The organism is Bradyrhizobium sp. LeoA1Lang (assembly GCF_055413685.1).
Genome location: NZ_JBVAPG010000006.1, coordinates 89,486 through 114,005, shown reverse-complemented (window position 1 = coordinate 114,005; position 24,520 = coordinate 89,486). Strand labels below are relative to the sequence as shown.

The window sequence follows — 24,520 nt, the reverse complement described above, 5'->3', positions numbered from 1 at the left end:
CGACAACGACGAACAGTTGCAGTGTCGGATTCTGGGCCGCGCGGGAGGAGTGTCCATGAGCAGGACCGCGCATTTCGCGCAAAGGGAAGCGCTTGCGGATCATCCGGACCTTGCGCTCGAGCCGTTGCGACAGGCGATCGTCACGCTCGCCAACGCAGCCGATCGCGGCCCTCAGGCGCTGTTTGCCGAGGCACGCATCCTGTTTCGCAACCTCCTCGCCGCCCGCGATGTCCGGCTTCTCGTCCGCTCGGCCGGCGCGTGGCGCGAGTGGGATAAGCTCAATGATGGCGCCGACGAAGCGCTGATCGAGAGCTTGCCGGATGCGCTGGCGGATATCGTCCGTTTCGACGATTCCGTTTTCGTCCCGGTCGAGGTCGGCAGCGTCGCCCTTCTGGTCGAGGGCATCAACAACCCCAGTGCGCTGCACGGCAGCGCCGCGACTTTATCCCGCGTCCTCAGGCTCGCGATCGCATCGAGCGAGAGCCAGCACGGCAACCCCGACAAGCTTGAGGCGATCCGCGTCTTTCAGCGCGTGGCAAACAAGATCCTGAAGAGCAGAAACCTCCAGGAGATCTTTCTGCAGATCACCCACGAGGCGAAGGCCCGCCTCTCCGCGGATATCTGCGGCATCATGCTGCTCGAGGACGACGCACTGGTGATGAAGCGCTGCACCGGTAATCTGGCCGCAGAGACTGCGTCGCTGAGCATGAAAGCCGGGCAAGGTGTGGGCGGCCGCGTCCTCGAGACCCGCCAGCCCTGCTCGATCGAGGACTACGTTCAAAGCGAAATCATCAGCCGCGACTTCATGAGCCTTGCGCGCGCCGAACGTGTCCGTTCCGCGCTCGCAGTCCCCCTTATGTCCCAGGATCAGGTGATCGGCGTTCTCGAAGTCTGGCGGCGCAAGCCGTCGACATTTACGCCGCAGCATACGGCGGAGCTCGCTACGCTCGCCAATCTCGCTTCGCTGGCGATCGAGAACGCGGCCCTGCTAGAAGCGCGCGAGCTGGCGGCTCAGAAACTGAAGGAAGCCCACGCGGAACTGCAGCAGCGGTACGACGTGATCCGCAATTCCGCCGACCTGCAGGAAAGCCTTATCTTCACGCTCCTCAATGGCGGCGGTCTTTCCGAAATTGCGCAACGCGCGCACGAACACCTCCGCACTCCCGTGCTTCTTCTCGACAAGCACCTCGATGTGCGGGCCTGCCATCCCGAATTGTCTGCCGGAGAGGGCGTCCTCCACGCCATCCGCATCGGAATCTCGCAGAACAGGGGCTCGGAAACCAGATACAGAACGCTCTCCGCAGGGCCGCTGCGCTTCGCCTTTCAGAGCATAACCGCCGGATCGGAACAGTTGGGTTGGGCCGTTCTGATCGATCCGCAGATCGAAGACGAAAGCGCGCAACTCGCCATCACCGAGCTGTGCGTGACTGCCGCGCTCCATCAAACCAAGGAAAGAGCGGCGGCCCGCGCGCTGAGCGACAAGCTTGCCACGCTGACCTGGGATCTGCTGGAGGGCGCGGACCATCTGCGGCAGTTGGCCCTGCAGCGGGCGAAGGAGCTGAACGCGGAGATCCCCGCTGAATATTGCGTCGCCGTTTGTCGCATCGACGGGCTCGACAAGCCTGACCAATCCGGCGTCCTGACCGGCGGAGAAATCGAGGGCCGCCGCCGTTCCGTTGCCGAGGCGCCGAACAATCTGCCTGTGCGCCACATTGCAAAGCTGTCGGGACTTCGTGGAAACGAGCTTGCGATCGTCATTTCCACCTGCGAAGCCGTACGGGCTCGCGATTTTGCCCAGAGCCTCATTGCCGAGATCATGCGCCGCGTCCCCGGATCGATCGCGCGCATCGGCCTGAGCCGGAGCTGTTCCGACCCGATGTCGATGCCTGCCGCCTGGAAGGACGCGCGCATTGCACTCGACGTCGCCTGTCAGAGCCGCAAGGCCACGGTCATCGATTACGACGACGTCGGAGTTGCCGGACTATTGATGAGCATCCGCGACGGAACTGATTTCCAGGGATTCGTCACCGAGACCCTGGGAGAATTGCTGAAGGAGAAGAGCCCGCAACGCGAGACCCTGTTGCAGACCTTGCGCGTGTTCTTTGCATGCAATTGTTCTCAGCAGGCGGCAGCCAAGGAACTGCGAACTCACCAGAAAACCGTTGCCTATCGGCTCGACAAGATCGAGCGCATGACAGGTCTGAAGCTCGCTGCACATGAGCAGCGGGTCCTTCTCTATCTCGCGCTGCGGATGAACGACCTGACCGCCTGATCTAGCCGGCCGCAAATGATGGCATCGACGCGCCCCTTCACGGCCGCCTGCAGCGACTCCTTCGGATAGCCGTATCCGAGGGCGCCACATGGGGAGACGACGCGGTAAATGAGCTTTGGCATCGAATTGCCCTTTCCAAAAAAGCGCAGGCCGCCGCCGGCCTACCCGCCAATGTTGCGAGGACAAATGCTCGGGACGCCGGGCAAAAACAAATATTGCTTCAATATGCAGCCATCGGCGGCGGATATGGCTGGTCCCGGCCGAGCCCCTCCGCTCGCCGCAAGCCCTGCTTGCGGAGTTCGATTTCAATAAATTCCGTCAATGGCTTGCGGCAGCGCAGACCATCATCGTTACGGCTGTAACTGCTCAGTCCGATCGCGTCATGATCCAGTAGCAGAGCTCGCCAACATTTGAAGACGGCACAGGCCGCGTCTGGCGGTGCCCTTGCTCACGCGTGCGAGGACGTCGAATGAACATCGTCTCGCGCAACGGAGACCGAAGGATTTGTCTGAAGCGTCATTTACACAACGGCATGATTAGCGTCGCGATCAAGATGATTGTCCTGAGCATCGCAGATCGCATTTCGTCAGCGATCGACGTCAGAGCGCCACTGGCTCGACGGGCGTTGCAGGATCGCGGGCAGAAGGTAAGCAAACAAGTGACTCTTTTATCACGCCTATTCCTGCTGGTGGCTATCGCATTGATCCCAGCTATCGCGATTCAAGCCTACAATGAATTCCAATTCCGTTGCGCCCGCCAAGTCGAAGTGCAAAACCAGGCGCTCAATCTGGCGGAGCTCGCCGCGGCGGAACAGCGGCAGATCGTCCAGGGAATGCATCAAGCCCTGATCGCGCTATCGGAGCTTCCGGCGATAAAGGCGAAGAACCCAGAAGGCTGCAACGCCTATCTCGCCAGGATCAAGCGACGATACCCGGGGTTCATCAGCTTTATCGTGGTCGACACCAACGGTGATGCCTTCTGTGACACCAACAATGATCAAAAGCGATCGACCGCGGCTGGAAGGCCCTACTTCGCCGACGTACTGAAAACCGGCAAATTCACGGTCGGAGAGTTCGCAATCGGTCGGCAGACCGGTCGCAAGGTCCTTCATTTTGCGCTGCCCTTCTATGGCGACGATGCCCGGCTTGGCGGCGTCGTTATAGCCGCCCTCAGCCTGGATTGGCTTGCCGGCTCCATCGCTCAGCAGGATGTGCCGCCGGGGGCTGCATTTGCGATCATGGACCGGAACGGCACGTACCTGGCCCGTTATCCCGATAACGACCGCTTTGTCAGCCGGAGGATACCCGGGGATAACGATCGAAAGCCCGACCATCGGAGCACTGCCGACATCGTCGATCTCGATGGTGTGGAGCGGATCGTCGGCTATTCGGTTTTGCAAGACGGAGGGCTCGTTATCGCCTTTGGCCTCGACAAAGCCCGGGCGTTCACGGAGATCCAGCACGGCACACAGCGTGGCGTCTTCCTGATCGTACTGAGCACCGCACTGGTGTTGAGCCTGACATCGCTGGGAGCTCGGCGGTTCATCCATCGCCCGCTTGAGCAACTGGTCGACGCCGCCAACCAATGGCGACTGGGCGACCTTGCACGACGCGTCGACATCCAAGGAACATCCGAAATCATCCAGGTCGCCGAAGCGTTCAACACCATGGCCGACGCGCTCCAACGCCGCGAGCACGAATTGTCCGAAGCAAAGGAGAGAGCCGAGGAAGCTGCCGCTCGGTTCACCATGATCTTTGAGAACACCACCGACAGCGTGCTTATCGTCGATCGGGATTGGCGGGTCAGCTATCTCAATGGACCGGCCTCGGCGAGTGTCGCCCACGGCCGGGACATCGTCGGCCTGGCCCTTTCAGAAGCCTTTCCGGTCGCCGCCGAGCTGGAAGCCTTGAAGAAAATTCGGGAGGCAACGTCAGAGCGACGGCCGACCTATCTCGAAATGTTTTGCCCGCGCATGGAGGCCTGGTACGCAATCAATGCCTTTCCCTCGAGCCACGGCCTCGCGATCTTCCTCCGCGACATCACCGATCACAAGCAGGCGTTGGAGGAGCGTCGTCTGATGGAGGAGCAGCTCCATCAGAGCCAGAAGATGGAGGCCGTCGGCCAGCTCACCGGCGGCGTCGCACACGACTTCAACAACCTGCTTACGGTGATCTCTGCGAACCTCGAACTCATCGAGGATGCCCCAGATATCGGCAAGATCCGGCAATACGCAGCAGCGGCACGACGTTCCGTCCATCGCGGAACGAAGCTTACGACGCAACTTCTCGCCTTTTCCCGTGGGCACGCATTGAAGCCGGAATTGGTCAACGCCAATCGACTCCTTTCCGAATTCCAGGGCCTCATCCGCCAAGCCGTCGGGAACGGATGCGAAGTCGAACTGCGGCTCGACGAAGCATTATGGATGTGTCGCGTTGATCCGTCGCTTCTGGAGACCGCTCTTCTCAACCTGGCCTTGAATGCGCGCGATGCCATGCCCGATGGAGGTGTGCTGCGGATCGAAACCCGGAACATGGTCCAGGACAAGAGCTCAATGTCCGGCTGTCCGCCCGGATCGTATGTGAGGCTGTCCGTCGCAGATACCGGCTGCGGAATGTCCCCGGAAGTGCGGGATCGCGTGTTTGAGCCATTCTTCACGACCAAGGATGTCGGGAAGGGTACGGGACTCGGACTCAGCATGGTCTATGGCTTTGTTCGACAGTCTGGCGGTCATATTGCCATCAACAGCGCACCCGGAGCCGGAACGACGATCGATCTACACCTCCCCAGCGCTGCGCAAGCGCGCGAGGCTGATCCGGAGCGCACTCAACCCCAGGCCATACCGACCGGCACGGAGCGAATTCTACTCGTTGAAGACAACGAGGATCTGCTGGAGGCCACGTCAGCCATGCTGACCACGTGCGGCTATCAGGTTTCCTGCGCCCGGAACGGCATGGACGCGCTTCGGATACTCCAGAGCGGTCAGGATTTTGAGCTCTTGCTGAGTGATATCGTAATGCCCAACGGAATGAGCGGAGTTGAGCTTGCTCGCGAAGCGAGGAAGCTCGGCAAAGATATCAGAATCCTGCTCGCCTCCGGCTATGCGGCGGATGTATTGGAGCGACACAATGCGGTCGGGGAGTTTCCAATTGTCGAAAAGCCCTTCCGCCTGGCAGACCTTGCCCGGCGTCTGCACGCGATGCTGAACGAAGCATGAGCGCTGACCCGTTTACTCTCGATATTGCCGGTCGTGTAGGCCACGAAACCTATCACGGTTTTAGCTCTGACGTTCCGACGACGAAGGTTGCCGCAAGGCTGATCGGAACGTCAGACCCACCGCACGAGATCATGATCCGATTAGGCGGAATCGGATCATGATCTCATCTCTTTGTTTGAGCATGATCTCCGCGCAAACGCTTCGCGTTTGGCGCGAGGGAAAACCGGTTTCCACTTTTCCGGATCATGCTCTGAGGCTGCAGAAAAGCGATCTCGAAGTGCATGCCGTCCTGGCGCCCGTTGAAGTGGCCGCCTCAGTAGAAGCCGTGCTGGTTGGCGATCGGGACCAGCTTGCGTACGCTCCCTTGGCTGCCGACCAGGGCCGGCGTGTTGCCGAACTTGTTAAAGTGTTCATTGATATCGAACGCCGTGCCAGAGGCATGATCGCTCAAAGAGCTAAAGCGGGATGACGATTCGAAGAAAAGTCATCACGCTTCAGCGCCCCCGGCCGCGATTGGCGGCAATCGGTTCGCGCGGGATCGTCACCTGTGACAACGCTTCAACAAAGATGGGCTCCCAGGCCCTGATATGATGCCTGAGCAGATTTGTGAGAGCCTCCTCCTTGCCGGCAATCGCAAACTCAATGATCTGATAGTGCTCCGCGGTTGACTCATTCTGGCGGGCAAGGCCTGCACGCGACTTGATACCGTAAAGTCGCATTTGGTCACGCAATCCCATCACCAACTCGGTGAGGCGTGCATTGTCCGCCGTAGCCGTCAGCATCTGATGAAAGCTTCGATCGGATTCGAGATAGAGCCTCAGGTCTTCCGTTCTCACCGCGCGCGCGATGTCATCGGCAAAGCGATAAAGCCCTTCGAGATCCCTCTTTGGCTTGCGTGCGACGATCGCCGCCGCATGGAGCTCCAGGACTTCGCGGAGATCAAACAGGTTGCGGAGTTCGGTCAAGGTCGGTTCCACTACCTTGAAGCCCCGATTGCGCATGGGTTCGATCAGCCCGCTGCGCGTCAACTCCAGCAGCGCTTCCCGCACGGGAGTCGTCGAGATGCCGAGGCTCGTGGCCAGCGTCGGCACGGAATACATGGTTCCCGGTATGCTCTGGCCGGAAATGATCTCGGCCCGCACCTGCTGCACCACCTGCTCCCGCAAATTCTGCTCCATCCCCCCTCCCGCTCCGTCGGTTCCAGAGCCCTCCGGTTTAGCAAGTGCAGCACAATAAATGCGCTTGACGGAGGATATGCCCACAGATCATGCTTTGTAAAGCGTTACAGTAACGCGCTACATTAACTTCCCTGTGACACGGTTTCATTGACGATGGCTGAGCGCATCCCGGGCTATTGCACGCTCTGCCGATCACGGTGCGGCTCGACCATGGTGGTCGAGAAGGGCCGGCTGATCAGCGTCGAGAGCTTGCAAGGGCATCCGACCGGCGGAGCGCTATGTGCAAAAGGCCGCGCCGCACCGGAGATGGTCCACAGTCCGCGGCGGCTGACCAAACCGCTTCGTCGAACGGCACCGCGAGACGCTGCCGATCCGGGCTGGACCGAAATTTCCTGGGACGAGGCTCTGGACGACATCGTCCGAGAGCTCGGCGGCATTCGCAGAACATCCGGCGCTGAAGCCGTGGCCTTTGCCGTCACCACGCCCAGCGGCACGCCGATGGTCGACAGCTTCGAGTGGGTCGAGCGCTTCATCAGGTGCTTCGGCAGTCCAAATCTGATCTACGGGGTCGAAATCTGCGGCTGGCACAAGGACTATGCCCATGCCCTGACTTTCGGCCGCGGTATCGGCTTTCCCGATTATGAGCACGCCGACGCCATCGTGTTGTGGGGACATAATCCCGCCCGGACATGGCTTGCCCAGGCGACCCGTATTGCCAATGCGCGACGACGCGGAGCGCGGATTGCAGTGGTCGATCCCAAGCCGAACGGATCGGGACAGGACGCTGACGTCTGGCTACGCATCCGTCCCGGCTCGGACGGAGCCCTGGCCATGGGCGCAATCCGGCATCTCATCGCGACAGGATCGTTCGATGCGAGCTTCGTCACGCGCTGGACCAACGGGCCTTTCCTGGTCGACACCGATACAGGCCGCTTCGTTCGTGCCAACGAACTCTGGGACAATCAATCGTCGGAAGCTTTCGTCGTGCTGGATCAGTCCGGAACGGCGCGGGCTTACGACACCCGCGCTGCGGCTCTCGATCCTGCGCACTGCAGGCTGGATGGCCGGACGACGCTTGCCGCGCGCGATGGTCGCGTGATCGCTGCGGCGACCGCTTTTCGTCTGCTGGCTACGGAGGCTGCCCCCTACACCATCGCTCGCGTCGCCGAAGTGAGCTGGCTCGAGGAGCGCGACATCGCGGCGTTCTACGGCCTGTTCAAGAACAGCCCAAGGCTCGCCTACCACTCGTGGACCGGCGTCGGCCAGCATACCAATGCGACGATGACCGAGCGGGCGATTGCGACGCTCTACGCGCTGACCGGCGCCTGCGACCGGCCGGGCGGCAATGTCTGGCCGGTGCCGCCACCGACACGGACCGTCAACGACTATGCCTTGTTGCCACCGGAACAGAAGGCCAAAGCGCTCGGCATCGACGAATTGCCGCTCGGGCCGCCAAGCCGGGGATGGATCACGGCGCGCGATTTCAGTCGCGCCGTGCTCACGGGCGAGCCCTATCGCGTCCGGGCGTTGATGAGCTTCGGTACGAACTTCATGGTTTCGCAGGGCCACTCCTCGCGTAATCGGGACGCATTGCGTGCGCTCGACTTCCACGTTCACGTCGACATGTTCATGAATCCGACGGCCGAGAATGCGGACATCATTCTGCCGGCCAATATGCCGTGGGAGCGGGACGCCCTCAAAATCGGTTTCGAGATCACGCAGGATGCCGTCGAGACGATACAATTCCGTCCGCAGATGCTTCCGCGTCTCGGCGAGTGCAAAGCAGACTATGAAATCGCAGCCGAGCTCGCCGTCAGGCTGGGCTTGGCAAACGAATTCTTCGGTGGCGACATCCGCGCCGGCTGGAACCATCAGCTTGCACCGCTTGGCGTAACGGTCGACGAACTGCGTCAGCATCCAGAGGGCCTGCGCTTTCCCCAGCCGTTTCGGCACGAAAAATACGCACTGCAGCGGGATGACGGCACGATTGCGGGCTTTGCCACGCCCACCCGCCGCGTCGAAATCTATTCGGAATTGATGCTCGATCATGGCTACGCACCGCTGCCGAGCCATATCGAGCCTTCCGAAAGCCCGTTTGCGGACACCGCCGACAGCCGTTTCCCACTGGTGCTCACCACAGCCAAGAGCGGTTGGTTCGTGCACAGTTCGCACCGTCACATCGCCTCGCTTCGAAAGAAAACGCCTGATCCCGCGATCGAGATCAGCGGCACGCTCGCGGCGCGGCGCGGTCTTGAGGATGGCGACTGGGCGATTGTTAAGACGTCAACGGGAGAGGTACGGCTGCGCGTGCGGCTGAACGAATCTCTCGACGATCGCATCGCCATCGCCGAGTTCGGTTGGTGGGAGGATTGTCCGCCACTGGGCCGGGACGCGACCACCCCCGCCGGATTTCCGACATCGAACATGAACGACGGCTTGAGCGACGCGACGCGTGATCCGGTCAGCGGCTCGGTGCCGCTGCGGGCGATACGTTGCGACATTCGCAAGGACGAGACCGCGAGCCGTGGCCGCTGGGTCGGCCAGCGCGCTTTCTCGGTCACCGCCATCCGCAACGAGTCCAACGATGTCGTCGCGCTCGATCTCATCCCGCGCGACGGCGGCGCGCTTCCCGCGTTCCGGCCGGGACAGCACGTCATGCTGGGCCTGCCGGGAATCGATGTGACCCGCGCCTATTCGCTGACCGGTCATGACGGCCAGGATGTCCTGTCGGTCGCAATAAAGAAACGGCGTTCCGACGATTTGGCCCTCACCCGCGACACCGGTCATCTTTCCGCTCATATCCATCGTCTGACCGTCGGTGATGAAGTCCGGATCGAGGCGCCGAGAGGAATTTTCACCCCACCGCTGGCGGGACCCCGGCCTCTCATTTTTCTCGCGGCCGGCATCGGCATTACACCCTTTATGAGTCATCTCGAAGCGCTAGCGGAACGCGAGCCGACGGAGCGCGTCGCCAAGGTGCTTCTGCTCTACGGCTGTCGCAACGGCGGTGAGCATCCTTTTACCCGCCGGCTGCGGGAGCTTGCAGACCTCTTGCCAGGGCTCGATCTCGTCACGGCGTTTTCAGCGCCGCGCGCGCAGGATCGCTGTCCGCAGGACTACGATTATGCGGGCCGGCTCGACCTGTCGGCGATCGATCCGCTGCTGCCGCAAAGGCCTCTTGTCTATCTTTGCGGCTCGCCGGACTTCGCGACATCAATGACTGCGCGGCTGGTCGAACGGGGCATGCCGCGCTTCGACGTATTTGCGGAGGCGTTCGCATCGCCGCCGATCGTGCCGCAGACGTTGAAGCCACAGACGGTTCACGTCGTCGGTACCGACAAGAGCTTTATCTGGTCGCCCGAACTCGGAACCCTTCTGGATGCCGCCCAGGCGGCAGGCCTGTCTCTGCCCAGCGGTTGCCGTGTCGGCCAATGCGAGAGCTGCGCCATGCGCATCGTCAAGGGCGACGTCGCACAACTCGGCGGCGATGACGGCGCGACGGATCAGTGCCTGACCTGCCAGACGGTTCCTCTCTCCGAACTCACGCTCGCGCTTTGACCGGCAATGACGCGACGAAACCAACACAGACATAATAATGGGGGCTGCAATGACCGACGCTACGCATAGAAATTCCTTTCCGGACAAAATGCCGATGCAGGCCAACCCGCTTGCAAGGCTCTCGCAGCATATGGTCGCCTTCGCTGAGCGTTGGTTTCCGGATGCCTATGTGTTCGTTCTGATTGCCGTGGTCGTGATCGCGCTCGGCACCATCGCGCATGGGGGCTCACCGCTTGCGGTCAGCCGCGCCTTCGGCGACGGCTTCTGGAATCTCATTCCGTTCACGATGCAAATGGCGCTGGTCGCGATCGGAGGCTATGTGGTCGCGATGTCGCCACCTGTCGCGGCGGTGCTGCGGCGGCTGGCGGCCGTACCCTCCACCGCGCGCGGCGCTGTGGTCTTCGTCGGTGTGCTCAGTATTGTCCTGTCGCTGCTGAACTGGGGTCTCAGCCTGATCTTTTCCGGCCTGCTGGTGCGCGAAATCGCGCGGCGCAAGGACATCAGGCTGGACTATCGCGCGGCCGGCGCGGCTGGCTATCTCGGCCTGGGCTGCGGTTTCACGCTCGGCATTACGTCGTCAGCCGCCCAGCTTCAGGCCAATGCGGCCAGCATCCCGAGCTCGCTGTTGCCGATCACCGGCGTCATCGGTTTCTCCGAGACGATTCTGACATGGCAGAATCTGGTCACGACAGTGATCGTGACCGCGCTGTCCGCGGTGATCTGCTACCTGACGGCGCCAAATCCGACGCAGGTCAAGACCGCTGAGGAGCTTGGCGTATCTCTGGACGACGACCGGATTGAGCCGAAGAAGCCGGCACGGCCCGGCGACTTTCTCGAGTTCAGTCCCATTTTGACAATCTTGATCGTCGTGCTGGCGCTGGGCTGGCTCTGGCAAACCTTTCAGTCCGGCAATCCGCTGATCACCCTGTCGGGCCTGAACACTTACAATTTCGTCTTTCTGGTGCTTGGCATCCTCCTGCATTGGCGTCCGCGCAGCCTGCTCGAGGCTTTTTCCAAGGCCATGCCAAGCGTCTCGGGCGTGCTGTTGCAGTTTCCTTTCTACGCCGGCATCGCCCAGATGCTGACCAAGGTGCCAAATAGCAGCGGAGTGACGCTGTCGGACACCATCGCGCACTGGTTTGTGGACGCATCAGCCAATTCGACCGTTTTCTCGTTTTTGGTCGGGCTCTATTCCGCGGTGCTGGGCTTCTTCATCCCGTCGGCCGGCGGCAAGTGGATCATCGAGGCCCCGTACATCATGAAGGCGGCCAATGAGATCGGGGCTCATTTGGGCTGGACCGTGATGATCTATAACATCGCGGAGACGCTGCCGAACTTCATCAATCCATTCTGGATGCTTCCGCTGCTCGGCATACTCGGGTTGAAGTCAAAAGACCTGATCGGCTACACCTCGGTGCAGTTCTTTGTGCATTTCCCGATCGTCATGATCGTTGCGGCACTCCTGATGACGACGTTCACCTATCACCCGCCAATTCTTCCCTGATTGACCGCTGAGCCGCGCGAACTGACACGCCGGGACGACCGCATTGACGTCCCGGCGTGTCCTCGTCCGGCATGCCGGAGCACAACGTCGATTTGGTTCGGCAATCGCGAAAGCATGCGGACGCCGCGCGAGAGCCGCGACGCAAATTCTTGCAATGAGAAAAGCCATGACCGAGAAACAATCGCTGCAGACCATTGATGCAAAGGAGGCAACGCGCCTTCTCCCGATGGACGAGCTGATCCGGCATCTGCGCACCTTCTTTGTCGGGGGGTGCACGGTTCCACCGCGACATCATCATACGATTCCAGTTCCCGGCGAGCCGGACGCAACGCTGTTGCTGATGCCTTCATGGCAGCAGAAATCGGAAGGCGATGACCTGCTTGGAATCAAGCTGGTCGCCGTATTCCCTGGCAATGCCGCGCGCAAGATGCCGGCGCTCACATCGGTCTATCTGCTGTTCGATAGCGGCACCGGCGCGCAACTCGCGACGGTCGCAGGTGACGTCCTCACCGCTAGGCGAACCGCTGCGACGTCAGCGCTCGCAGCGTCCTATCTGGCGCGCGAAGACGCGACCAACCTGCTCATTCTCGGCTCCGGTCGGATCGCAAGCCTTTTGCCGGAAGCCTATCGGGCCGTCCGCGACATTCGCCGGATCAGCGTGTGGAACGTCAACGCCGACAGCGCCGTTCGGATGGTGGATCGTCTCCGTAACGCCGGACTGGATGCTGTGTTCGTCTCCGACCTTGAACGTGCCGTCCGGACGGCTGATATCGTCACGTCGGCCACTCTGGCAACGTCGCCGCTGATCAAGGGCGAATGGCTGCAGGCCGGCGTCCATGTCGATCTCATCGGCGCCTTCACGCCGGCGATGCGGGAATCGGATGACGACGTCGTCAAGCGTTCCGCCATATTCGTGGATACCTATGAGGCGGCCCATGAGGCCGGTGATCTCGTCCACCCGATCGAGGCGGGAATTCTCTCACGTCAGGACTTGAAGGCGTCGCTGGCCGAACTCTGCAGCGGAGCCGCTCACGGGCGACGATCTCGCGACGACATCACCATGTTCAAGGCAGTAGGAACCGCTCTGGCGGATCTTGCCGCCGCAGGTCTTGCATACAAGACCCGCATCCAGCGCGTCGCCCACATCGCGCAACAACGCGACCGCTACGGAAATTGAGGGCCGCGCCCCCTGCTGCCTCGCCGAGCGCATCGGCACATGCCAAATCCCGTCTCGACAGACAGAGTTCAAAGCGGCCGTGGGGCTTGCCCTTCTGTGGCTGGCCTCCGACGCATTTTGAGCTCGGCGCGTCATGCATCGAAAGCCGGTTGTGCGCTGCGTACTGGGCCGACCTTCCGCCGATCCAGCAAGCGCCTGACCCAGTCACGCCCGGGCTCTTCGACAAACCGATACGTCGCGACCGATAGCAGGACGGTCAACAACAGCATCGCAATTTGCAGGAGATCACCAAGCCAGAGCGATCCATTCAGAGAGACAACTTTCGTCGGTTCATGGCCCGAGCTCAACGCGTAAGAGATAAACAATTCCGTATGCGTAAGGCGTTCGACGACCATAAGGATGGCCCGCACCACCGCCCTGACGAGCGGATGCAGCATGTAGATCGAATAGGTCAGCGTCCCGATCATGAGCATGGACGGAACCGTCAGCCAACGGCTGACCGCGCCACCTTCACGGGCGAACACCAGAACGACCAGCGTAAACACCAGCGGCGAGGCCACCTGCAGAGTGACGCTGCTTCCAGCGACCGAAACATAGCCCACAACGAGCATGAAACTCGCCGCCTCGAGCAATGTCTCAGCGGACGGCACCAGGCGTGCGCGCAACACTGGGAAGCGCTCTCGTAAATCGAAAGCGAGAACGCCAAGCGCGAAACCATAAAGGCAGCGCACCAACCCATAGTCATAAGTCGCATTCATCCCGTCTGGGCTGATGGTGGCGAGCACAACCGGCCCCGCAATGATCGGAAGCAGCCAAGGCCAGACTGCCGGCCCAATCCTGCTCACGACGGCGGCGAAGATCACATAGGCGGCGAACTCAGTGCTGATGCTCCAACTCGCGAAGTTCAACCAGTTCTGCGGATTAACGCCGAGTCCCTGCAGGAGCAGAATGTTGGTGACGATGGCCTGCAAGAGGTTTGGGCCAATACCGTCCTTCGCAGCGTCGATGGGAATGAACAGCAGCAAGGTCACGAGATGCAGCGGATAGATCCGCCCAAGCCGCGGGACCAGGAACCGGCCCGTGCCGAAACCCTCAGCGAGACGCGAACGATAATTCGAGGCGATGACAAAGCCGCTCAGCACGAAGAAGAAATCGACGAACAGGTAGGCATTTCTGGTGAGCGGCAGGAACGACAGATGGCTGATAACGTCGAAGTGAAACAGCGCGACCATGCAAGCGCAAATGCCACGCCAACTGTCGAGAGCATGATACCGGGTGATATTTTTGGCCGAGTCCATTGAAAACGGGTAGGCAAGACCTGCCACCGGCACAAGCAGCGGTTGACTCTATGCTTAATGTGGCATCATCACCGTCACGGGATGTATCTTGCGCCATGGCAAGGACGACGACAACACCGGCAACGACTCGCCGGCCGTCCGGGCACGCGAAGCGGCACCAGCGGCAACATCAGCGACCCGTTCGACCTCGGCCGCGATCTGGAATTACCGGCGCATGGCCATCGCTGGTATCGTCGAGCTCGCATCGTGGCGCGGGGGCTCGCTCGGACGGCGGTCGGCACGTGCTGCGCGGCGCTGCGCGCTGCAGCCTGCACGGCCTGCATCGCCTCGATCGCGCGCGTCGCCCGCTCGAGAGAGTTGCGGGCATTCGCGGCAGCAATCTGAGCTTGCTGGGCGGCGGCCGCCGCCTGCTCCGCGGTTGCATTCACGGGCACGGAAACGCTCGAGCTCCCCAGCGGCCTTGCCTGTGCACCGAGACCGGCGGACAGCAAGGCTACCGCACTCACCCCCACAAGAAGAGCTGCACGATAGAAACCGATACCGTTTTGTCCGATCGCGAGACGGTTTGAAGTGCCCAACCCAACGCCGCTGCCGAGCCCATCTCGTCGCTTTGATGGCAGATATGATTGTGTTGACGGCATCAGCTCGGTCTCCAGCAGCAAAATCGGCAGCAATGCGCCACCGGGTCTGCGTCGCAGATGGCCGCGCATTCAGGGTCTGATTGTGAGACGAACGCCGAGGCACCGCAGCCAACCACCCGTCGCGATATTTTTTGTGAAAGTTTTGCTACGTCAGAACCACGATGCCGCCGGGCAGCGCCCGCACATTGGCGCCAAAAACGCTGTGGACATAGGAAATCACCTCGCCGATGCGCGCGAGTTCCAACGCCAGTAGCAGCCAAAGCCGACCCTATGCCAACGCACAAGCGTCTCGGGCCGGATGATGGTGAGAATCTCCAGGATTGATGGGAACCATTGATACAGCAGGATCAAGAACCAGCGATCCTGGTTCGTGAGCCGGACGCGACCGTGCAGCCTGCGCCTTAAGACAATCAACTGATGTCGAAGCACCGCGTTCTCCGCTTCGAGCCGCAACTTTGACTTGAACGGTGACCCAAGGACGGCCAGAGCAAAACACAACAGCCCGATCATTCTGCCAGCTTAAGCGATTCCATCGCGTCATCAACTCGGGTGAGGTTTTCGGTACACACAAGATCGGGCGTCATCGCGTTCAGGCTCTCGGGTTCGTTCAATATGAGGATTCCGACCGCGCCATCCCTATCCTGTTTCACTCCGGCCATTCTCTTCTCCTTGCAGCTTGTTTTTCCACCTGTGCCACGCTTCGGACGAGGCGGAGGTCTAAGCTGGCGTGCCGGCGACCGCCGCTTGTACGTTGGCACGCGAGAGCGAGCTGAACTCGATCTCCTGATAACCCTTCGCCGCAACGTCGTTGATGATGCCGACGAATTTCGGTGTGCCGCCGTTGTAGACGAAGTATCGGACGGTGCCTTCTTCGTGACCGGTGACGTTCGAATTGTAGCCGGTGAACCATGACTTGGCTTTGCGCATCAGCATGATCTCGTACATCTTGACCACATGCGCGGTCCAGCGCTCCTGCGCCTCGCGCGTGGCTTCGGCGCGGGTGTAGCCGCGGTCCCAGATGTATTGCAGCAGGTCCATGCACCAGTTGACGCCGTTCTCGATGCCGCGCGGGAAATTGGTCGAAGCGGACGCACTTTGCGGTCCGGTCGGCATCAAGAGATTGGGAAAGCCGTGGACAAGCATGCCGAGGAAGGTGGATGGTGCATGCTTCCATTTTCCGGCCAGCGTCTCGCCGCCCAGGCCGCGGATATCGATCAGGTCATAGGCGCCGGTGATGGCGTCGAATCCGGTGGCGTAGACGATGATGTCGACGTCATAGTCGCGCTCGGTGGTACGCAGGCCCTTCTCGGTGACGCGAACGAGCGGCGTCTGGCTGATATCGACGAGATGCACATTGTCGCGGTTATAGGCCTCAAGATACCTCGTCTCCAGCGGCAGGCGCTGCACCCCAAAGCCGTGATCCCTGGGGATTAGTTTTTCGGCCACTTTGGGATCCTTGACGCGGCGACGGATGCGATCGGCGATATATTGCGACAGCTCGGCATTGGCGGCTTCGTCCATGAATATTTCGCGGAAATTGGCGAGCCAGATACCGAAGCCCGGCTCATCATAGAGCTTGTCCCACAGGTCCACCCGCTCCCCGCGCGTCACCTCGTAGAAGCCGCGGCGATCGGGCCCGTGCAGGAAGCCGCCCGGCGTGCGGGCGCAAGCGGCAAAGATCTCGTCATAACGGGAGCGAATGTCGGCCATTTCCTCCTCGGAGATCGCGCTGTTGTTGAGCGGCGCGGTCCAGTTTGGCCGGCGCTGGAATACGGTGAGTCGGCCGACCTTGTCGGCGATCTCGCCGATCAACTGAATGCCGGTGGCGCCGGTGCCGATCACGGCCACTTTCTTGCCGGCGAGATCGACCGGCTCATGCGGCCAGTAGTAGGTGTGGAACGAGCGGCCCTGGAAGTCCCCGATGCCTTCCAGCCGCGGCATGGTCGGCGCTGAAAGCAGGCCGATCGCCAGAACCACGAAACGGCACGTCATCTCACGGCCGTCGCCGATCTTCACCTGCCACAGATCGCGCGTCGCGTCGAAGTGCAGCGCCTCGACCTTGCAATTGAACTGCATATGCTTGCGCAAATCGAATTTGTCGGCGACGTAGTTGAGGTAGCGCAAATTCTCCGGCTGGCCGGAAAAGCGCTCCTTCCAATGCCACTCGTCGAGGAGTTCGCGCGAGAACGAGAAGCCGTAAGTGTAGCTCTCGGAATCAAAGCGGCAACCGGGATAGCGGTTCCAGTACCAGGTGCCGCCGAGGCCGGCAGCCGAATCGAGTACGATGGCGTCGATGCCGAGCTCGACGAGCCGCTTGATCTGGTAAATGCCCGCCACGCCGGCGCCGACGACGATCACCTCGTAATGGGTTTTGGCCTCTCCCATCGTTTCCTGCTCCCGATTTCGTTTTGCGTCGGATTGGCTCGATTACAATCCCTTTCGCCGGCGCAAGCAACCACCCGCAGTCGAAAGACCGACGCGCGGCACCCGCGGATCGACAGGCGATTCACGATGACAGGCAGGCCCGCAGGAAACCCGACTCGGCAGCCTGCAGATCCGCCTCGTTAACGAGAACAACGAGCTGACGTTTAGTTAGTCGACCGTTCGTTCCTGGCGCGGGGTCAGCCCGAACTGCCCCCGGTAGGTTCGTGAAAAATGCATCGGGGTCGAAAAGCCGGTGGCAAGCGCGATCTCGCTGACCGGCATGGTGGTCTGCCTGAGCAACAGCCTCGCGCGCTCGATCCGTATCTGCAGGTAGCGTTTTTTGACCGTGGTGTGGAGATGTTGCGCGAACAGACGCTCAAGCTGGCGCACCGAGATACCCGCGAGTCCGGCCAGTCGTTTCGGTGCAAGCGGCACCTCGATATTCTGCTCCATGCGCGACAATGTCGCGACGAGCTTCGGGTGATGCACGCCGAAGCGCTCCGTCGGCGAAAGGCGCTGTGCAACCTCGCCGCGGCGAACCTCCGTCTGCAGGAACCAGTCGCTGACGGCTGCGGCGACCGATGACCCGTGATCGATGCGGATCAGCGCATGCATCATGTCGAGTGCCGCAATTCCGCCGGCGCAGGTGAAGCGGTCGCGATCGATCTCGAACAATGAATGGCCGAGGTGAAGGAACGGAAAGGTCTCGGTGAAGGCCGGGATGTGCTCCCAGTGCACCGTACATCTGTAGCCGTCGAGCAGCCCCGCTTTGGCGAGAAGATACGGCCCCGCCGACACCCCGCCCAGTCTCACGCCGTGGCGTGCGACCTTGCGCAGAAAGGCAAGCGTCGGCGGATGATGGAAGACTTGCGGATTGCCGCCGGCGCAAACGACGATGGTATCGAGCCGTCCGACATTGGCGATCGAGGCGTCCGCCTGGATACGCACGCCGTTCGAGGCGACGATCTCGTCACCCTGGATCGCGATATGCCGCCATCGATAGAGGTTCTTGCCGGTCAGGACGTTGGCGGCACGAAGCGGCTCGATGGCGGACGCATAGGACATCAGCGCAAATCCTGGGATCAGCAGGAAGCCAATCCGGCTGCTCCGCGGTTTGTCGCGAACAGACAATTTCTGGTCGTTTTTGGCCATGCGGTGACCTGGATATCAGCGCATTTTGCTGTCCACAAGCTCTCCACAGCGACCCACTCATGCGCTATTCGCTTTTCGCCCTCGCCCGCCAGGCCCTTCGCGGCAATCGCGACTGGCGGCCCGTATGGCGCGATGCCGAACCTCGCTCGAGCTACGACATCGTCATTGTCGGTGGCGGCGGGCACGGGCTCGCAACGGCCTATTATCTTGCGAAGCAGCACGGTGTGCGCAACGTCGCAGTCATCGAGAAGGGCTGGATCGGATCCGGCAACGCCGGACGTAACACGACGATCATCCGCTCCAACTACCTTCTGCCCGGCAACGAGCCCTTCTACGAATGGTCGATGAAGCTGTGGGAGGGCCTGGAGCAGGACCTGAACTATAACGCCATGGTGAGCCAGCGCGGCGTACTGAATGTCTATCATTCGGATGCGCAACGCGATGCGTTTGGTCGGCGCGGCAACGCCATGCGCCTGGCTGGCGCGGACGCCGAGATGCTCGATGCGGACGCTGTACGCCGCATGCTGCCATTCCTCGATTTCGACAACGCGCGCTTCCCCATCAAGGGCGGACTGCTGCAGCGGCGCGGCGGCACCGCCCGTCACGACGCGGTCGTCTGGGGATATGCCCGCGGCGCGAGCGATCGCGGCGTCGACATCATCCAGAACTGCGAGGTCACGGGCTTCCTGCGCGACGGCGATCGGGTCATCGGGGTCAACACGACCAGGGGAACCATCCGTTGCGGCAAGGTCGGACTTGCCGTCGCCGGCAGCAGTTCCCGGGTTGCCGGGCTGCTCGGCTTGCGGTTGCCGATCGAAAGCCACCTGCTGCAAGCCTTCGTCTCGGAAGCCATCAAGCCCCTGATCCCGTGCGTCGTCACTTTTGGCGCGGGGCACTTCTATGTCAGTCAGTCGGACAAGGGCGGCCTCGTCTTCGGCGGCGACATCGACGGCTACAACTCCTATGCCCAACGCGGCAACCTTCCTGTTGTCGAAGACGTGTGCGAAGGCGGCATGGCCTTGATGCCCGCGATCGGGCGGCTGCGGCTGCTACGCTCCTGGGCGGGTCTGGTCGACATGTCGATGGACGGTTCGCCGATCATCGACCGGACGCCGATCGACGGCCTCTATCTCAATGCCGGCTGGTGTTACGGCGGTTTCAAGGCGACGCCGGCATCCGGCTGGTGCTTCGCGCATCTTCTGGCGCGCGACCAGCATGATCCGGTTGCCGACGCCTATCGCCTCGATCGTTTCGAAACCGGGTACCTGATCGACGAAAAAGGTCAGGGCGCTCAACCCAATTTGCACTGAGACTTGGAGGCTGTCGGTCAAGAGACATGCGGATCCCCTGCCCCTATTGCGGTGAGCGTGACCTGAGCGAGTTCGTCTATTACGGCGATCCCGTTCCGCGCCCCGATCCGACCGCCGCCGATGCTCCGCGCAGATTCTACGAGGCGATGTATCTGCGCGACAACCCGGCCGGCCCGCACGAGGAGCTCTGGTATCACGCCAATGGATGCCGCGGATGGCTGCGCGTCAGCCGTGACACGCGCGCGCATGATGTACTCGGCGCGAGCTTCGCGGGGAAATGAGCATGGGCGATCCGGCATCCCGAGCGGCGCGGCACAGGTTGAGCTCAGGCGGACTGGTCGACCGCAATCGGCGGCTGCTTTTCTCGTTCGACGGCAGGACATATGGCGGCTATGCCGGCGATACGCTCGCTTCGGCACTGCTCGGCAACGGCGTCAAGCTGCTCGGCCGATCGTTCAAATATCATCGGCCGCGCGGCATCCTCACCGCAGGCCCGGAAGAGCCCAATGCGCTCGTCGAACTGCGGAAGGGATCGCGCCGCGAGCCCAATACGCGTGCGACGACGGTCGAACTGTTCGACAGGCTGGAAGCGCAAAGCCAGAATCGCTGGCCGTCCCTGAAATTCGATGTTAGCGCGATCAATTCGCTGTTCTCGCCGCTGTTCGCCGCGGGCTTCTACTACAAGACCTTCATGTGGCCGGCCTGGTTCTGGGAAAAGGTCTATGAGCCTGCGATCCGCCGCGCCGCCGGCCTCGGGCGCGCCAGTGGCGAGGCCGATCCCGACAGCTACGAGAAGATGCGTGGCTTCTGCGATCTTCTCGTCATCGGCGGCGGACCGGCCGGCCTTGCTGCCGCACTCGGGGCCGGGCGCGCCGGCGCCCGCGTGATCTTGTGCGACGAGGACTACGTCCCGGGCGGCCGGCTTAACGGCGATGCGCGGGAGATCGACGACCACCCGGGCTCGACCTGGGCGCAGCACACAACGGCCGAACTCGACGCGATGACGAATGTGCGGGTGCTGCGCCGGACCACCGTGTTCGGTGCCTATGACGGCCGTACCTTCGGCGCGGTAGAGCGCGTGGCGGATCATCTTCCGTCACCGCCGCCGCACCAGCCGCGCCAGCGGCTGTGGAAGATCGTCGCCAGACAAAGCGTGCTGGCATCGGGCGCGATCGAACGGCACATCGTTTTCGGCGGCAACGACCGGCCCGGCGTGATGATGGCTTCGGCCGTGCGGACCTACCTGAACCGGTTCGCGGTAGCCCCGGGAAGACGGGCGGCCGTCTTCGCGAACTCCGACGACGCCTGGACGACGGCGCTCGACCTCGGAAAGGCCGGCGTTCAGGTCGAGGCGATCCTCGACACGCGGACGGAGATCGACCCGCACCTGGAGAACAAAGCCAAGCTTGGGGGAATTGCGATCTTTCGTGGCGCGCAGGTGCTCGATACGCATGGAACGCATGAACTGAGAGCCATTTCCGTTCGCAGCGCAGACGGGCAGACGCGCAAGCTTGCGGTCGACCTGCTCGCGGTGTCGGGCGGCTGGAATCCCAATCTGGGCCTGACCACCCATCTCGGCGGACGGCCGGACTGGTCGGATGCGCTGGCGGCGTTCGTCCCGGGCAAGGCGCCTCCCGGCATGACGGTGGCAGGCGCGGCGGGCGGCAGATTCACGCTGGTGGACGCGTTGCGTGCAGGCATGGCGGCAGGGACTGCTGCGGCGGAGGCGGCAGGATTTGTGGCACGACCTCAGCCCCTGCCCAAAGCCGATGACGACCATATCGGCGTCAGGCCGTTCTGGCATGTCGCCGCCTCCCGCTCGAAGGCCTTCGTCGATTTCCAGAACGATGTGACCAGCGAGGATGTCGCACTCGCCGCGCGTGAGGGATTCAAGTCAGTCGAGCTGCTGAAGCGCTATACGACGCTCGGCATGGCCACCGACCAGGGCAAGACCTCGAACGTCAACGGCCATGCGATGATGGCGCAATTGACCGGGCGGCCGATATCGGAGGTCGGGACCACCGTGTTCCGCCCACCCTACACGCCGGTGGCGATCGGCGCATTCGCCGGACATCATCGAGGCAGGCACTTCAGGCCGACCCGCCTCACCGCCGGACATCGCTGGGCCGAACAGCAGGGTGCAAGCTTCGTCGAAACCGGCCAGTGGCTGCGGGCGCAGTGGTTCGCGAAACCGGGCGAAGCCGACTGGCTGGCGACCGTCTCGCGAGAAGTCAGGGAGACCCGCTCAAGGGTCGGGGTGTGCGATGTCTCGACCCTCGGCAAGATCGATATCCAGGGCGCCGATGCCGGCCGTTTCCTCGACCGTATCTACGCCAACATGTTCTCGACCGTGCCGGTCGGCAAGGTCCGCTACGGCCTGATGCTACGCGAAGACGGCATCGCGATGGACGACGGGACCTCCGCCCGGTTTGCCGACGACCATTTCGTGATGTCGACGACCACGGCCAATGCGGGCAAGATCATGCAGCACCTGGAGCATGCCCGCCAGGTGCTTTGGCCCGAGCTCGACGTGCAGCTCGTCTCCGTAACAGAGCAATGGGCACAATATTCGATTGCCGGTCCTTGCTCGCGGGCGCTGCTGGAGCGCCTGCTGGGCGACGCGTTCGACGTCTCCGACGCGGCCCTGCCCTATCTCGGCTGCGCCGAATTCATCTGGCGCGGCGTGCTCACGCGAATCTTCCGCGTCTCCTTCTCGGGCGAGCTTGCCTATGAACTCGCAGTGCCCGCCAATTTCGGCGACGCCTCGATTCGAGCGATCATGGAAGCCGGCTCCGAATTCGGCGTCATCCCCTACGGCACCGAAGCGCTCGGCGTGATGCGCATCGAGAAAGGACACGTCGCCGGCAACGAACTCAACGGCATGACGACTGCGGCCGATCTGGGCCTTGGTCGCATGATGTCGAAGAAGAAGGATTTTATCGGCCGCCTGCTGGCGGAGCGCCCCGGACTCGTCGACCCGGAGCGGCCGGCGCTGGTCGGGATCCAGCCCATCGACAAGGCCACGCGGCTTCGCGCCGGCGCGCATGTTCTGGCGCCAGGAGCCCAGGCGACCATGGAGAACGACCAAGGCTATGTCACGTCGGTCGCTTTCTCGCCGATGCTCGGACACTGGATCGGTCTCGGCTTCATCAAGCGCGGGCCGGCGCGGATCGGACAACGCCTGCGCGCCTATGATCCGGTACGCGGCGGCGACACTGAGATCGAACTGGTCTCCCCCATCTTCTTTGATCTTGAAGGAAAGCGTCTCCATGGCTGACATGGCACTCTCCGGGCTGCCGGCCTTGCTGGCTGCAGGTCTGCCGCAGCAGCCCGGCGGCGGCGTGACGATCACCGAGCGCTGCGGTCTTGGGATCGCCACCATGCAGGCGCGCCACGGGCAGGACGCATCCTTGCGAGAACGCATCCGACAGCATTTCTTGCTCGAGCTGCCTGGTCGGCCCGCCATCGTGCGCGCCGGCTCCGTATCCTTCACCGGCATCGGTCCACATCATTGGCTGGCATTGAGCGAAGGCGGTGGCCACGTGTTCAGCGGCTCGCTCCGGGCGCTCGTCGCGCCGCTCGCCTCTGTATCCGATCAAAGCGGCGGCTATGTGGTGTTTCGCGTCGGCGGTCCCGCCATCCGGGACACGCTCGCCAAAGGCTTCCCCATCGACCTGGACCCGCGCGCGTTCAAGCCGGGCGACGCGGCGACCACGATCGTCTCGCATATCGGCGCCACCATCTGGCGGTGCGACGATGGCGCGGACGGCAGCGCCTGTTTCGAGATCGCCCTGTTCCGTAGCCTCTCCCAAAGCTTCTGGGAGTGGTTCGCGAGCAGCGCAGCCGAATTCGGCTGCCAATGGCAAGGGGCAGTCCAGCAATAGCTTCTCATCAGGACCTCACACCTTCAGCGCCGAAGCAATCCGCCATGCCGACCAACAGCCATATCCTGACATTCTCATGCCCGAACCGCCCCGGCATCGTCGCCGCCGTCGCCCGCGCCCTGTTCGAATGCGGTGGAAACATCCAGGAGGCGCATCAATATGACGACGTCGAGACCAACATCTTCTTCGCCCGCATCCGGTTCAACTTCGTAGCCGGCGGCGAGATCGCCGCCTTTCATGAGGCGCTTCTGTCACTCGCGGACAGCCTGCAGATGAAATGGACGATGCGTGCCCAGGCCGAACGGCCGCGGCTCCTGATCCTGGTTTCGCGCTTCGATCATTGCCTTGCCGACCTGCTCTATCGCTGGCGGATCGGCGAGCTCGCGATCGACATCGCAGGCATCGTCTCGAACCATCCGCGCGAGACCTACATCCATCACGACCTGACTGGCATTCCCTTCGACCATCTCCCAGTCACTCCGCGGACCAAGCCGCAACAGGAAGCTGCGATCTGGAAGATCGTGGAGGAACGAAAGGTCGATCTCGTCGTCCTCGCGCGCTACATGCAGATCCTGTCGGACGAGTTGTCCGCCAAGCTCGCCGGACGCTGCATCAACATCCACCATTCCTTCCTGCCGGGCTTCAAGGGTGCGAGGCCCTACCACCAGGCCCACAGCCGTGGCGTCAAGCTGATCGGGGCGACCGCGCACTACGTGACGGCCGATCTCGACGAAGGGCCGATCATCGAGCAGGACGTCGAGCGCATCTCGCATCAGGATCAGCCGGACGACCTGGTCCGCAAGGGACGCGACATAGAGCGGCGCGTGCTGTCCCGGGCGGTGTTCTGGCATATCGACGGCCGCGTCATTCTCAACGGCGTCCGGACTGTGGTCTTCAGGGATTGAACG

Annotated in this window: 17 protein-coding genes; 12 read left to right on the top strand and 5 right to left on the bottom strand. The window is 62.2% G+C overall.

Translation table 11 applies throughout. The annotated features are described in order from the left end of the window. Positions 1-55 precede the first annotated feature (55 nt). From ACZYOF_RS03935 to ACZYOF_RS03925, 3 genes are all read left to right on the top strand, one after another. Positions 56-2,272 carry a helix-turn-helix domain-containing protein gene (locus ACZYOF_RS03935; protein ID WP_463714865.1) on the top strand — a complete coding sequence of 739 codons (2,217 nt, stop codon included), beginning with the start codon at positions 56-58 and terminating at the stop codon, positions 2,270-2,272. 469 nt (positions 2,273-2,741) lie between these two features. Then, positions 2,742-5,486, top strand: coding sequence for an ATP-binding protein (locus tag ACZYOF_RS03930; RefSeq protein ID WP_463714864.1), 2,745 nt, complete (start codon positions 2,742-2,744; stop codon positions 5,484-5,486). A gap of 157 nt (positions 5,487-5,643) precedes the next feature. After that, positions 5,644-5,955 carry a hypothetical protein gene (locus tag ACZYOF_RS03925; RefSeq protein WP_463714863.1) on the top strand — a complete coding sequence of 104 codons (312 nt, stop codon included), beginning with the start codon at positions 5,644-5,646 and terminating at the stop codon, positions 5,953-5,955. Positions 5,956-5,980: 25 nt separating this feature from the next. On the opposite strand, the gene ACZYOF_RS03920 is transcribed toward ACZYOF_RS03925, so the two are convergent. Continuing rightward, positions 5,981-6,664, bottom strand: a complete 684-nt coding sequence (locus ACZYOF_RS03920) for a GntR family transcriptional regulator (protein WP_463714862.1) — start codon at positions 6,662-6,664, stop codon at positions 5,981-5,983. Positions 6,665-6,817: 153 nt separating this feature from the next. On the opposite strand from ACZYOF_RS03920, the gene ACZYOF_RS03915 reads away from it, so the two are divergent. The 3 genes from ACZYOF_RS03915 to lhpI all read left to right on the top strand — a co-directional run bounded on the left by ACZYOF_RS03915 (position 6,818) and on the right by lhpI (position 12,903). Continuing rightward, positions 6,818-10,222, top strand: coding sequence for a molybdopterin-dependent oxidoreductase (locus ACZYOF_RS03915; protein WP_463714861.1), 3,405 nt, complete (start codon positions 6,818-6,820; stop codon positions 10,220-10,222). Positions 10,223-10,271: 49 nt separating this feature from the next. Then, positions 10,272-11,726 carry a short-chain fatty acid transporter gene (locus tag ACZYOF_RS03910; protein ID WP_130577590.1) on the top strand — a complete coding sequence of 485 codons (1,455 nt, stop codon included), beginning with the start codon at positions 10,272-10,274 and terminating at the stop codon, positions 11,724-11,726. 166 nt (positions 11,727-11,892) lie between these two features. Continuing rightward, positions 11,893-12,903, top strand: coding sequence for a bifunctional Delta(1)-pyrroline-2-carboxylate/Delta(1)-piperideine-2-carboxylate reductase (gene lhpI / locus ACZYOF_RS03905; RefSeq protein ID WP_130577591.1), 1,011 nt, complete (start codon positions 11,893-11,895; stop codon positions 12,901-12,903). Positions 12,904-13,034: 131 nt separating this feature from the next. Here lhpI and ACZYOF_RS03900 read toward each other — a convergent pair whose 3' ends face one another. Then, positions 13,035-14,201, bottom strand: coding sequence for an acyltransferase family protein (locus ACZYOF_RS03900; protein WP_283813504.1), 1,167 nt, complete (start codon positions 14,199-14,201; stop codon positions 13,035-13,037). A 57-nt stretch (positions 14,202-14,258) separates the two neighbouring features. On the opposite strand from ACZYOF_RS03900, the gene ACZYOF_RS03895 reads away from it, so the two are divergent. After that, entirely contained in the window at positions 14,259-14,585 is a 327-nt protein-coding gene (locus ACZYOF_RS03895) for a hypothetical protein (protein ID WP_394566035.1), read from the top strand. 763 nt (positions 14,586-15,348) lie between these two features. Here the strand turns inward: ACZYOF_RS03895 and ACZYOF_RS03890 are convergent. The 3 genes from ACZYOF_RS03890 to ACZYOF_RS03880 all read right to left on the bottom strand — a co-directional run bounded on the left by ACZYOF_RS03890 (position 15,349) and on the right by ACZYOF_RS03880 (position 18,397). Next, positions 15,349-15,501 carry a hypothetical protein gene (locus ACZYOF_RS03890; RefSeq protein ID WP_245475919.1) on the bottom strand — a complete coding sequence of 51 codons (153 nt, stop codon included), beginning with the start codon at positions 15,499-15,501 and terminating at the stop codon, positions 15,349-15,351. A gap of 58 nt (positions 15,502-15,559) precedes the next feature. Further along, positions 15,560-17,227 (bottom strand): flavin-containing monooxygenase, encoded by a 1,668-nt coding sequence (locus tag ACZYOF_RS03885; protein WP_130578400.1) that lies wholly within the window; start codon positions 17,225-17,227, stop codon positions 15,560-15,562. A 207-nt stretch (positions 17,228-17,434) separates the two neighbouring features. Next, on the bottom strand, positions 17,435-18,397 hold the full coding sequence (locus ACZYOF_RS03880; protein WP_394566040.1) for a GlxA family transcriptional regulator: 963 nt from the start codon (positions 18,395-18,397) through the stop codon (positions 17,435-17,437). Positions 18,398-18,477: 80 nt separating this feature from the next. On the opposite strand from ACZYOF_RS03880, the gene ACZYOF_RS03875 reads away from it, so the two are divergent. Genes ACZYOF_RS03875 through purU form a run of 5 tightly spaced genes read left to right on the top strand, consistent with a single transcriptional unit; the run spans position 18,478 to position 24,517 of the window. Further along, on the top strand, positions 18,478-19,728 hold the full coding sequence (locus ACZYOF_RS03875) for a sarcosine oxidase subunit beta family protein (RefSeq protein ID WP_130578401.1): 1,251 nt from the start codon (positions 18,478-18,480) through the stop codon (positions 19,726-19,728). 26 nt (positions 19,729-19,754) lie between these two features. Continuing rightward, complete coding sequence (locus tag ACZYOF_RS03870) at positions 19,755-20,009, top strand: sarcosine oxidase subunit delta (RefSeq protein ID WP_463714860.1); 255 nt, start codon at positions 19,755-19,757, stop codon at positions 20,007-20,009. A 2-nt stretch (positions 20,010-20,011) separates the two neighbouring features. Continuing rightward, the gene (locus tag ACZYOF_RS03865) at positions 20,012-23,005 is read left to right on the top strand and encodes a sarcosine oxidase subunit alpha family protein (protein ID WP_463714859.1); all 2,994 of its coding nucleotides are present in this window, start codon (positions 20,012-20,014) and stop codon (positions 23,003-23,005) included. Next, complete coding sequence (locus tag ACZYOF_RS03860) at positions 22,980-23,612, top strand: sarcosine oxidase subunit gamma (RefSeq protein WP_245475921.1); 633 nt, start codon at positions 22,980-22,982, stop codon at positions 23,610-23,612. Before ACZYOF_RS03865 ends, ACZYOF_RS03860 begins: the two co-directional genes overlap by 26 nt. A 44-nt stretch (positions 23,613-23,656) precedes the next feature. After that, positions 23,657-24,517 carry a formyltetrahydrofolate deformylase gene (gene purU, locus ACZYOF_RS03855; protein ID WP_463714858.1) on the top strand — a complete coding sequence of 287 codons (861 nt, stop codon included), beginning with the start codon at positions 23,657-23,659 and terminating at the stop codon, positions 24,515-24,517. Positions 24,518-24,520: the final 3 nt, after the last annotated feature.